The sequence below is a fragment of the Sediminicoccus sp. KRV36 genome (genome assembly GCF_023243115.1).
Taxonomy (GTDB): domain Bacteria; phylum Pseudomonadota; class Alphaproteobacteria; order Acetobacterales; family Acetobacteraceae; genus Roseococcus.
The window spans coordinates 2,325,963-2,337,449 of sequence record NZ_CP085081.1; the positions used below are offsets into that span (position 1 = coordinate 2,325,963).

The 11,487-nt window shown below is 68.5% G+C and carries 11 protein-coding genes; 2 read left to right on the top strand and 9 right to left on the bottom strand.

Going from position 1 to position 11,487, the window contains the following annotated elements:
- Nucleotides 1–6: 6 nt before the first annotated feature.
- Entirely contained in the window at nt 7–396 is a 390-nt protein-coding gene (locus LHU95_RS10765; RefSeq protein ID WP_248711360.1) for a RidA family protein, read from the bottom strand.
- 71 nt (nt 397–467) lie between these two features.
- Between LHU95_RS10765 and LHU95_RS10770 the strand changes: the two genes are divergently transcribed.
- Both LHU95_RS10770 and LHU95_RS10775 read left to right on the top strand, forming a co-directional pair.
- Nucleotides 468–1,667, top strand: a complete 1,200-nt coding sequence (locus LHU95_RS10770; protein ID WP_248711361.1) for a Zn-dependent hydrolase — start codon at nt 468–470, stop codon at nt 1,665–1,667.
- Nucleotides 1,660–2,874 carry a Zn-dependent hydrolase gene (locus tag LHU95_RS10775; RefSeq protein ID WP_248711362.1) on the top strand — a complete coding sequence of 405 codons (1,215 nt, stop codon included), beginning with the start codon at nt 1,660–1,662 and terminating at the stop codon, nt 2,872–2,874. The genes LHU95_RS10770 and LHU95_RS10775 overlap by 8 nt, the downstream gene beginning before the upstream one ends.
- Before the next feature lie 66 nt (nt 2,875–2,940).
- On the opposite strand, the gene LHU95_RS10780 is transcribed toward LHU95_RS10775, so the two are convergent.
- The 8 genes from LHU95_RS10780 to LHU95_RS10815 form a co-directional block, all read right to left on the bottom strand.
- Nucleotides 2,941–4,305, bottom strand: a complete 1,365-nt coding sequence (locus LHU95_RS10780; protein ID WP_248711363.1) for a CoA transferase — start codon at nt 4,303–4,305, stop codon at nt 2,941–2,943.
- The gene (gene atzF / locus LHU95_RS10785) at nt 4,302–6,047 is read right to left on the bottom strand and encodes an allophanate hydrolase (RefSeq protein WP_248711364.1); all 1,746 of its coding nucleotides are present in this window, start codon (nt 6,045–6,047) and stop codon (nt 4,302–4,304) included. Before atzF ends, LHU95_RS10780 begins: the two co-directional genes overlap by 4 nt.
- Nucleotides 6,044–6,880: an alpha/beta hydrolase gene (locus LHU95_RS10790; RefSeq protein WP_248711365.1), complete on the bottom strand. Its 837-nt coding sequence runs from the start codon at nt 6,878–6,880 to the stop codon at nt 6,044–6,046. Before LHU95_RS10790 ends, atzF begins: the two co-directional genes overlap by 4 nt.
- Nucleotides 6,877–7,743, bottom strand: coding sequence for a polysaccharide deacetylase family protein (locus LHU95_RS10795; protein WP_248711366.1), 867 nt, complete (start codon nt 7,741–7,743; stop codon nt 6,877–6,879). The genes LHU95_RS10790 and LHU95_RS10795 overlap by 4 nt, the downstream gene beginning before the upstream one ends.
- On the bottom strand, nt 7,740–8,519 hold the full coding sequence (locus LHU95_RS10800; RefSeq protein WP_248711367.1) for an ABC transporter ATP-binding protein: 780 nt from the start codon (nt 8,517–8,519) through the stop codon (nt 7,740–7,742). The genes LHU95_RS10795 and LHU95_RS10800 overlap by 4 nt, the downstream gene beginning before the upstream one ends.
- Entirely contained in the window at nt 8,509–9,309 is an 801-nt protein-coding gene (locus LHU95_RS10805) for an ABC transporter permease (protein ID WP_248711368.1), read from the bottom strand. Before LHU95_RS10805 ends, LHU95_RS10800 begins: the two co-directional genes overlap by 11 nt.
- A complete protein-coding gene (locus LHU95_RS10810; protein WP_248711369.1) occupies nt 9,306–10,253 on the bottom strand; it encodes an NrtA/SsuA/CpmA family ABC transporter substrate-binding protein in 948 nt (315 codons plus the stop codon). The genes LHU95_RS10805 and LHU95_RS10810 overlap by 4 nt, the downstream gene beginning before the upstream one ends.
- A gap of 143 nt (nt 10,254–10,396) precedes the next feature.
- A complete protein-coding gene (locus LHU95_RS10815; RefSeq protein ID WP_248711370.1) occupies nt 10,397–11,353 on the bottom strand; it encodes a D-2-hydroxyacid dehydrogenase family protein in 957 nt (318 codons plus the stop codon).
- Between the last annotated feature and the right edge of the window lie 134 nt (nt 11,354–11,487).

Here is an 11,487-nt window from a genome sequence, read left to right on the forward strand (position 1 = left end):
GCGGCACTATTCCACCGCGACGATGGCCTCGATCTCGAGCAGGAAATCCGGCACGGGCAGGGCGGCGACCACGCTCGTCGTGCGGGCTGGCAGATGCGCGGCCGGGAAGGCGGCGGCATAGAGGCGGTTCATCTCGGGCACATCGGTCGCGCGGGTCAGCAGCACGCTGGTCTTGAGCACGCGCGTCATATCCGCCCCCGCTTCGGCCAGCACGGCATGCAGATTGGCGATGCATTGGCCGAATTGCGCGGCGAAATCCCCGCGCGCGATCTGCCCCTGCACATCCACGGGACCCAGGCCCGAGACATAGAGCGTCGCGCCATGGCGGACGGCCATGGAGAAGGGCGGGAAGGGGCGGCCACCGCTGGGTGTGGCATGGCGGATGATGGGCAGCATCGCGTGTGATCCTCTGGCTTGTCGTCGGCAAATCCTCGCCTATCCTGCGCGCATCGCGATAGGGGTGCAGCATGGCGCAAGTGGATACGGACCGTTTTCTCCGGGATTTGAACGAGCTTCGGAAGATCGGCGAATACAAGACGGGTGTGCACCGGCCGACCTTCTCGCCCGAGGATATGGAAAGCCGCCGCTGGCTGATGGACCGCATGCGCGAATGCGGGCTTGAGGCTTCGATGGATGGCATCGGCAATGTCTTTGGCCGCCATCCGGGGCCCGGCCCGCATCTGCTGGTGGGCAGCCATATCGAAAGCCAGAACCAGGCGGGTTGGCTCGATGGCGCGCTGGGTGTCATGGCGGGTGTGGCGCTGGCGCGCGCCGGCCTGCCCGTGGATGTCGTCGCCTTCGCAGATGAGGAAGGGCATTATGGCAGCTTCATCGGCAGCCGCAGCCTGATCGGCCTGCTGGAGGAGAGCGAGATCGACACGCTCACCAACCGCTATCATGGCAAGCCCCTGCGCCAGGCGCTGCGTGAAGCCGGGCTGGAAGGCCTGCCCCGGCCCCGCCTGGACCCCGCGCGCTACAAGGGGTTTTTCGAGATGCATATCGAGCAGGGCACGCAGCTCGAATCGCAGAACCTGCGCAGCGGTGTCGTCACCGGCATCGTCGCCATTTGGCAGTTCCGCCTCATCATCGAGGGCATGCAGGACCATGCCGGCGGCACGACCATGGCCGAGCGCAAGGATGCCGGCCTGACAGCGGTGCGGCTCCTGGCGCGCATCGACAAGGAGTTCCCGATGCTCTGCGGCGCGCGCACCGTCTGGACCTGCGGGCGCATCGCGCTGGATCCGGGGGCGCCCTCCATCATTCCGGGCCGTGCCGAGGTGCTGTTCCAGATCCGTGACATTGATACGGCGGTGCTGGAGCGGCTGGAGCGCTGCATGCGATCCGTCGTGCAGGAGATGAACCGCACGGAGCGCACCGTCACCACGGTGGAGGTGATGAGCCAGAGCAAGCCCGCCCCCTGCGACCCCGCGATGCAGGCGGCGCTGGCCGAGGCCGCGACGCGCCACGCCAATGGCCAGTGGCAGCATATGCCCAGCGGTGCCGGGCATGACGCGCAATACATGGCGCGCGTGATGCCGGCTGCGATGATCTTCACGCCCTCCATCAATGGCATCAGCCACCATTGGGCCGAGGACACGAAGGAGGAGGACCTGGCGCTGAACATCCGCATCATGGCCGATGCGGCGGAGGCCTTCCTCAATGGCTAAGACGATGGGGGCTGAAGTGGACACCACGCGCTTCCTCGCCGACCTGCATGAGCTGCGCCAGATCGGCAAGTTCAAGACCGGCGTGCACCGCCCGACCTACACGCCCGAAGATATGCAAAGCCGCCGCTGGCTGATGGACCGGCTGCGCGAAGTGGGCCTCACGCCCGCCATGGATGGCATCGGCAATGTGATCGGCCGGCATCCTGGCCCTGGGCCGCATCTGCTTGTGGGATCCCACCTGGAGACGCAGAACGAGGCGGGCTGGCTGGATGGCGCGCTGGGGGTGCTGGCGGGCCTCGCCCTCGCGCGTGCGGGCCTGCCCGTGGATGTCGTGGCCTTCGCGGATGAGGAGGGGCATTACGGCACCTTCCTCGGCAGCCGCAGCCTGATCGGCGATGTCACCGAAGCGCAGATGGACGCCGCTGCACACAACATGAGCGGCAAGCCATTGCGCCAGGCGCTGCGAGAGGCAGGGCTGGAAGGCATCCCGCGCGACCGGCTGGACCCCGCGCGTTACAAGGGGTTTTTCGAACTGCATATCGAGCAGGGGACGCAGCTGGAGAAAGCTGGGCTGCGCAGCGGCGTGGTCACCGGCATCGTCGGCATCCGCTATTTCAAGATCACCGTGATCGGCCAGCAGGACCACACCGGCGGCACCACCATGGCCGAGCGCAAGGATGCCGCGGTCGCCGCCATGCGCGTGCTCAGCCTGATTGATGAGCGTTTCCCGATGCAGATCGGCGAGCGCAGCGTCTGGACCTGCGGGCGCATCACGCTGGAGCCCAATGCGCCGCACATCATCCCCGGCAAGGCGGAGCTGGTTTTCCAGTTCCGCGACATCTCGGAGGAGGTGATGGACCGGCTGGAGGCGCTGCTGCACAGCATCGTCCAGGAGGTGGGGCGCCGGGATCGCTGCACGCTCAGCGTCGAATGCCTCAACCGCTCACCGCCCGCGCTGGTGCAACCCGCCATGCATCAGGCGCTGTGCGAGGCGGCGACCAAGCACGCCAATGGCCAATGGCAGCCCATGGCGAGCGGCGCCATTCATGACGCCCAGCAGATGGCGAAGATCCTGCCGACGGCGATGCTGTTTACCCCCTCGATCGGCGGCATCAGCCATCATTGGGCGGAGGATACGAAGGAGGAGGATCTGACGCTGGCGCTGCGCATCCTGGCGGATGCGGCGGAGAGCTTTCTGAAGCAGTAACAGGGCCTCCGGCGTCTGGGGCCCCATGGTGAAAAGCGGGCAGCCCCAGCCGCCGGAGGCCCTTTCCTACATCCAGGCGGCCGGCGAGGCCCCCAGCGGCTCCGCCGGCCGCGCCCAGCGCGCGGGTGTCACCGACATCCGCGCGGCATGCGGCACATGGCGCACCATGCCGAAGGCGCCTTCCTCCGTCACCAGGCTAGGCGTGTGTGGCGCAACTCCGGCAAAGCCATCCGCGATCCGCCCGAGCCCGCGCAACCAAATCCCGGTCCGCGCCAGCGTCACCCGCACGCGCCAGCTCCCGCCCTCGGCCGCGCGGCGCTGCCAGGCGGCGACGACACCCAGCGCCAGCAGATAGCCCGAGGCATGGTCCAGCGGCTGGCAAGGCAGCACCTTGGGAGGCGCCGCTCCGGCGGCCTCGGCCTCCGCGACGTTGAAGCCGGTGGAGGTCTGCACCAGGCTGTCAAAGCCGCGCTTGTTGGCCCAGGGGCCTCCCCAGCCATAGGCGCACAACTCGCCCACCACGATGCCGGGATGGCGCGCGGCCAGGGCCTCGGCGGAAAAGCCCTTCGCCGCCAGCGCGCCCGCCCGGTAGGATTGCACGAACGCGTCCGCACCGGCCGCCAGCGCATCGAGGCGCGCGGCATCGGCGGCGTCGTTCAGGTCGAGAAAGGCGCAGCTTTTGCCGCGCCCGGTATCCACCACAAGTGTCGGAATACTCGGCAGGTGGGGGCTTGTGATGTGCAGCACTTCGGCGCCGTGCGCGGCGAGGCCGCGCGCCGCGACGGGCCCAGCGATGACGCGCGTCAGGTCCAGCACGCGAAAGCCTTCCAGCGGGCGGCTGGCCAGGGCGGGGAGGGGACGAGGCGGCGCATCGCCAATGCGCTCGATGGCGAGCAGTGGCGTCGTCGCCAGGTGCTGCGCCTGCGGGTGCGCATCCCATTCGGCGAAGCTGCGCATGGCGGAAACGCAAAGGCCGGCGGCCGTTGCCTCGGTCTCGAAGGCGACGGCCTCGCGCTGCGAGAGTGCTGCGGCAACGGCGGCGCGGTCATTCGCGCAGCCCAGCAGCGCCAGGATGCCGTCGCGGTGATGCGGGAAGTTCGTGTGCAGCCGCACCACGCCGTCGCGCGTCGGGTAGGCGCCGGCAATGGCGTCCCAGGGGTCGCGGGGCGGCGTGTCACCGATACGCATATATCGCTCGGAATGGAACTCGGCCGCGGCGTCGTCCATGGAGACCGCCACGCGCTGCATCGGGCCGCCGCGAGCGGCATGCAGCGATGCGGCGGCGAGGCCGAGTGCGGCGATGGAAGCCTGCGCTGCCTCGCCGATGCGGAAGGAGGAGGGCAGGGTGGGATCCGTGCCAGTCAGATCGGCTTGCGTCGCGAGGGCAGGGTCCAGCCCCGCACCCGCCAGCAACCTGGCCAGCGTGGTCACTTCGCCGCCAGATGCGCGCGCCAGCCGCCGCGCGCGGTGATCTCGGGCGCGGCCGCCACACCTTCGCTTTCGGCCTGGAAGCCGAGCACGCTGCTGCCATCCTCCAGCGTCACGCGGCCAAAGCCGAGCGGCGGCGGGATGGCGGCGAGGAAGGGGCCGATCTGCGCCGCCGGCAGCGCCCAGATCTCGCCGAGGATGGCCGCACCGCCGCTGGCCGCGCGGACCATGCCGGGGCGGTTGCCGAGGTCATAGAGGCGGTAGCTCGGCACGGTGCGTGCGGCGCGAAGGAAGCGCCCGCCAAAGCCGCGCACCTGGCCGTTCAGCGGCAGGCCGGACATATGCGCCCCGATGCAGAACAGCCCCAGCTCATCGGCCGCGAGTTCGGCTGGCGCGGGCGGCGTGGGCCCGAGGCCGGCCGCGTGATGCATCGCCGCCCCGATGCCAGCCAGGCGCCCTTCGCTGAAGGCCGGACCCACCAGCGTGATACCCGCCGGCACGCCATCGGCGCGGAAGCCGGAGGGGATGGCCAGGGCCGAGAGGTCGCAGAGATTCACGAAATTCGTGTAGGTGCCAAGGCGGCTATTGGCGGCGATGGGCTTGGCCGCCAGCATCGCCAGCGTGGGCACGCCGGGGCAGGTGGGCAGCAGCAGCGCGTCGCAACCGGCGAAGAGCTGGCGGGCCAGCAGCCGCGCCTCGGCAGCTGCGTGGAAATCATCAAAGGCATCCACGGTGAGGCGGCCGAGGCCCCCTTCCAGGATGCTGCGCGTGACGGGGTGCAATGCGGCGGGGCGCTCCAACACCCATTCGCGCAGGGCCGAGGTGCGCTCGGCTACCCAGGCGCCGTCGTAGAGGCGCCGGGCGACGGCCAGGAAGGGCGCGATATCCACGCGGGTGATGGTGGCACCCATCGCCTCGGCGCGGGCGACCGCGCCCGCGAAAAGTGCCGCGTCATCCGGCGTATCGAACAGCAGTTGCGCCTGTTCCGGCACGGCCAGGCGCAGCGCCGGTGGCGCGGCTTCCATGCTGCGCCAACCGGCAGGGGCGGCGCGGCTGTAAGGGTCCGCCGCATCCGGCCCGGCCGCGATGGCGAGCACGGCGGCCGCATCCGCCACGTTCTGCGCGAAGATGGAAATGCAATCCAGCGACCGGCAGGCGGGCACGGCGCCGCGCGTGGGGATCAGCCCCAGGCTCGGCTTGAGGCCGACGATATTCTGCGCGGCGGCGGGCACGCGGCCGGAGCCTGCCGTGTCCGTCCCATAGCTGAACGCGGCGATGCCAGCCGCGACCGCCGTGGCCGAACCGCTGGAGGAACCGCCGGGAATGAGATCGGCCCGCAAAGCGTTGCGCGGCGTGCCATAGGGGCTGCGCGTGCCGTTCAGCCCCGTGGCGAACTGGTCGAGATTGACCTTGCCCAGCAGCAGCGCGCCGGCCGCCAGCAGCCGCGCCACGGCGGGCGCGTCCTCGGCAGGCATGCGCGCGTAATCGGGGCAGGCGGCGGTGGTGGGCAGGCCGGCCGCGTCAATATTGTCCTTCACCACGAAGGGCACGCCATGCAGCGGGCCGGGCGGCAAATTGGCGGCGCGGGCCAGCACATCGGCCTCCGGAACCGCGGTGATGAACAGCGCCGGGTCGTTGAAGGCGGCGATGCGCGCCAGGGCTTCGCGCGCCACATCCACCGCCGAGCCGCCGGCGGCGTAGAAGCCCGCCAGCGCCTCCAGGGTGAAGGCGGCGGGCGGCTTCATCGCAGCAACTCGGCGGCCAGGCGCAGCAACGCGCCATCGGGCTGGCGCAGCGCCTCCAGCACGCGGAAGTGATCGGCGCCGGGGATCGGCAGGAGCGGACCGGGCGCCTGGGCTTCCGCGCGCAGCCGATGAAAATCGCGCGACTGGCGGCAAAGCTCCGGCAATTCGGCGGCGCCATAGACGATCGCCATGGGCTTTTGCACCACGGGCCGCCGCATGGGCGACAATTCGGCGATTTCCTCATCGGTCAGCTTCAGCGCCACATTCAGATAGGTGTCGCGGATCGGGCCGAGTTCGAACACGCCCGAGATGGCGATCGCGGCCGTCACGGCCGGATGCTCGGCGCCGAGTGCCGTCAGATGCCCGCCCGCACTCCAGCCGGTCAGCACGATGGGGCCGTTGAAGCCGTATTTCGGCCCCTCGGCGGAGAGCCAGTCGAGCGCGGTATGGATCTGATAGGCGATGCGCGTCATCGTCACATCGGGGCACAGGCTGTAGCCGCAAATGCCGACATTCCAGCCCATGGCGAGCGCGCCTTCGGCCATGGCCGCGAAATCCTCGCGCCGGTTGCGCTGCCAATAGCCGCCATGGATGAAAACCAGCGTCGGCGCTTCCGGATTGCCGCCGGGGAACAGGTCCCATTGCTCGCGCTGGCTCTCGCCATAGGGCAGGTCCACGGCACTGGCGTGGGCGGCGCGGAAAGGGGCGGAGGCCTGGTTGCGCTCCTCGATCAGCGCGCCGCTGTCGGGCACGGCCTCGGAGTTGTTGTAGGCGGCGTCACGTTCGCGCTGGGACAGGCTGCCCCAGTTCAGTTTCGTCACGTCGAGGGTCATGCGGCTTCCCACCAATCCAGAATTTCGGCCCCTTGAGCGAACACCGCCCCGGGCCGGCTGGCAATGGCGTCCAGTGTGGCTTCCAGCACGCCGATGCGGTGCGGCACGCCCGAGATATAGGGATGCACGGCCAGGCCCATGACCTTGCAGCCTTCCGTCTCGGCTTCGGCCAGCAGGCGGTCGAGTTGTGCCAGGGTGCGGGCCTGCAATTCCTCGGCCTGATGGTGCTGCACCATGATCATCGGAATATCGTTGAGTTCGACGGAATAGGGCATGGACCAGATGGGGCCGTGCCTGGTTTGCACCGGCACCGGCACGTCATCCACCACCCAATCGGCGCAGTAGCGGATGCCGTGTTCGGCCAGGATATCCGAGGTATCCAGCGTCTGGGTCAGGCCCGGGCCAAGCCAGCCTGCGGGCGGCTTGCCGGTGAAGGCGCGGATGGTCTCGACGGCGTCGCGCACCATTTCGCGCTGGTCGAGGATCTGGTGCGTCGGGATCTGGCGGAAGCCATGGCCCATGAATTCCCAGCCGGCATCGCGCGCGGCACCGGCCACGCGCGGATAGGAATTGCAGACATTGGCATTGATCGAGAGGGTGGGCTTGATGCCACGTGCCTCGCAGGCCTTGAACATGCGCCAAAAGCCCACGCGCATGCCGTATTCATGCCAGGCCCAGTTCGCCACATCCGGCACGACAGCCAGGCCCGTGGGGGCCGGCAGCACCTGGCGCGGCATGGGCCGCTCGATGCCCCATTCCTCGATGTTGATGACGAAATAGACCAGCACCTTCGCGCCATTCGGCCCGGGGCGCGGCGCGCGGTCCTGCGGGGCGGCGTAGGCGATGCGATCAGTGGGCTTCAATGGTGGCCTCCCAGCATGGCGGCGAAGTGGCGGCGCAGCGTGTTGAAATCGGGGTCCGTCGGGTCACGCGGGCGGGGCAGGTCCACCCGCTCATCGGCCACGATGCGGCCAGGATTGGTGGACATGACGACGATGCGATCGGCCATGAGGATCGCTTCCTCGATGGCGTGCGTCACGAAGATCACCGTCAGCTTCGTGCGCTGCCAGATGTCGAGCAATTCCTGCTGGAGATTCTCGCGCGTCATCGCGTCCAGCGCGCCGAAGGGCTCGTCCATCAGGACGATCTCGGCCTCATTGGCCAGCACGCGGGCGATGGCGACGCGCTGCTTCATGCCGCCCGAGAGCTGGTGCGGATAGGCCTCGGCGAAGCGCGTCAGGCCGACCATATCCACGAAGCGCTTGGTGGTCTCGGCCACCTCGGCCGAGGGGCGGCCGCGCGCGGCGGGGCCGAAGCCGACATTCTTCGCGACGTTCAGCCACGGGAACAGGCCATAATCCTGGAAGACCATGCCGCGATCCGGCCCCGGCTCGCCGATCGGCTTGCCCCACATGTCGAGCCGGCCTTCGCTGGCCGTCTCGAAGCCGCCGATCATGCGCAGCAGCGTGGATTTGCCGCAGCCGGAAGGGCCGATGAGGCAGACGAACTCGCCCTTGCGGATCGAGAGCGAGGCGTCCTGGAGGGCCACGATCTTTTGACCCCCCTGCTTTTGATTGGGGAAGTCGAAGCGCTTCGTGACATGCGTGATGTCGAGGATGTTCAGCGGTTCAGCCGCCATGTTGCGGGCTCCAGCGCAGCAGGCGTTGACCGATCAGCTGCACCGCGTAATCCGAGAGATAGCCCAGCAGGCCGATGGTGATCATGCCGCTGATGACGATCTCCGTGCGGGAAAGCTGCCGCGCCTCCATGATGATGGCGCCAAGCCCGGTCTGCACGCCTGTCATCTCCCCCACCACGATCACCACCCAAGCGAAGCCGAGGCCCAGGCGCAACCCGGTGAAGATGGAGGGCAGCGAGGCCGGCAGCACCACCTTCCAGAACAGTGCCGAGGGCGAGACGCCCAGCATGCGCGCGGCCTCGAACAGCCGCGGCTCCACATTGCGGACGCCGAAGATGGTGTTCACCAGGATCGGATAGAAGGCGCCGAGAAACACCAGGAAAAACGCCGAGCGCGGGCCGATGCCGAAGACGATCATCGCCAGCGGCAACCAGGCCGTGACGGGGATGGGCCGCATGAGTTGCAGCGTCGGGTCCAGCACGGCGCGCACCAGCCAGATGCGGCCGATCATCATGCCGAGCGGCAGGGCAAGTGCGGCCGCCAGAACGAAGCCGCCATAGACGCGGCTGACGCTGGCAAAGGCGTGTTCCAGCAACGTCCTGGAATAGAGATCATCCCAGACGCCGCCAAAAGCCAGGTCCCACAGCTGGATGCCGACATCCAGGGGCGGCGGGATCAGGCTGAAGGCCAGCCCCGAGGTCGAGAAATGCCAGAAGGCGAGGAACAGAAGCGGCGCGCAGAGCGCGAGCAGAAGCCCGCGCGCGCCGCTCCCGGAGGCCGCCGCACTCACGCCGTGCGCGCCAGCTCGTCGGAGAAGCGGGTGTTGAAGAAGGTGTTGAAATCCGGCACGGCGCGGATCTGCTGCAATTCCAGCATGTGCTGGGCGTAGGTGCGGCTGCGCTCCACCATCACCGGCGTCATGCGCCAGTTCAGCTCCACATTCTCGATGCTGATCTCGAGTGCCGGGCGCTGCATGCCCAGGCGCGCCACGGCCATCTCGATCGCCGCCGCGCGATTGCCCGCGGCGAATTCCGAAGCGCGGCGATGCACGCCCAGCATGGTGGTGCAGAGGGCGGCGTTGCGTTGCGTCGTCTCGTAATGGGTCGCGAAGATCATGTTCAGCGTGCCCATCGGCGTGGAGTATGGGAATTCCACGACCTTGCCGATGCCCGTCACCTGGCTGATGCCGGGGCCGGGTTCCGCGCCCACATAGGCATCAATATCGCCACGGGCGAGGGCCGCATGCATCTCGCTGAAGCTCACGCGGATGCTGGTGATGTCGCGGATGTTCATGCCCTCCATGCGCAGCCGCTCACGGATGAAGACCTCCTGCGTCGAGCCGGGCCAGATGCCGACGCGCTTGCCGCGCAGATCGGCCAGCGTGTTGATCGGGCCATCCTTGCGGGCGACCACGGCCATGCCCTTGTCGCAGCAGGAACCGATGACGGTCACGGGTTCGCGCGCGGCCGCCCCCAGGATGCCGGCGGCGATGCCGAAGGCGCCGAAATCCACGCTGCGGGTGACGACGGCGTTCTTGCCCTCGGTCGGGCTTTCGAAGGGAATGACCTCGATGGTCATGCCCTCGGGCATGAAGCGCTCATAGAAGAAGGGGGTGATGGAGTGGATGAGGCGCAGGGCCCCCATCTTCACCCGGGTTCCCTGGGCAGCGACGATGGCGGGCGTGGCCAAGGTGCCAGCTGACGCGGCCAGCAGCGTGCGGCGATGAAGGCTCATATCGGGCGCTCCCATTTGATGTGTGACGGGCCGTTTTTGGCCGGGGGCGGGGGTGGGGCAAGGGCCGTGGCACCCTTGTCTGACGTTCCGGTGCAGCAACTTGCCTTCCGCATGGGCGGCCTGCCCGTGCGGAAGGCAGTGCGTCAGCCCTTGATGACGCGGATTGGCGTGCCGGCATGGAATGCTTCGATCGCTTCCACGGCACCCTGGAAATAGGCGCGGTAATTCTCCTCGGTCACATAGCCCAGATGCGGCGTCAGCACGGTGTTGGCCGCCTTGAGCAGCGGGTGGCTCTCGGGCAGCGGCTCCACGTCATAGACGTCAATGCCGGCCTGGATGCGCCCGGCATGCAGCGCCTCCAGCAGGGCCGGCTGATCCACCAGCGGCCCGCGTGAGGTGTTGACCAGCATGGCACCCGGCTTCATCGCGCCCAGCTCGGCGGCACCCACGATCCCGCGCGAGCGGTCCGAGAGGATCAGGTGCAGCGTCACCACATCGGCCTGCGCGAAAAGCTCGGCCTTTTCCACCCGCGTGGCACCCACGGCGGCGGCGGCCTCGGCGGTCAGGTTGGTGCTCCAGGCGATCACCTTCATGCCCAGCGCCTGGCCCACCCGGGCGACCTTGGTGCCGAGCTTGCCCAGGCCCACAACACCCAGCGTCCGGCCCTCCAGCCCCACACCCAGCTGGGTCTGCCAATGGCCCGCATGCAGCGCATTCACCTGCTCCGGAATGCGACGCGCGAGGGAGAGGATCAGGCCCCAGGTCAGATCCACCGTCGGCGCGCCGAAGCTTGGCGTGCCGGAGAAGACGATGCCACGCTCGGCGCAGGCCTCGGCATCAATGCCGCGATTGCGCTCGCCGGTGGTGATCAGCAGCTTGAGGTTGGGCAGCCGCTCGATCAGCTCGCGCGGGAAGGGGGTGCGCTCGCGCATGGCGAGGATCGCATCGAAAGGCATGAGGCGCGTGATGAGCGCCTCCCGCTCCGCGAGCGTGTCGCGGAAAACGGTGATGTCCAGCTCCGCCAGGCGCTCCCAGGGGCCGAGCTTGAGCGTGACATCCTGATAGTCATCGAGAATGGCGAGGCGGTTCAGTGTGGGCATGCGGTTTCCCCGGGTTCGGACATGTGGCGTGGTCATTGGTGCAGAGGGCATCCTGTCCGTGGAAAAGAATGCCGGGACAGGTGGCGGCTGGAGCTTGCGGCGCGGGCTTTCCTGGATGGCGTGTGTTCATGCGC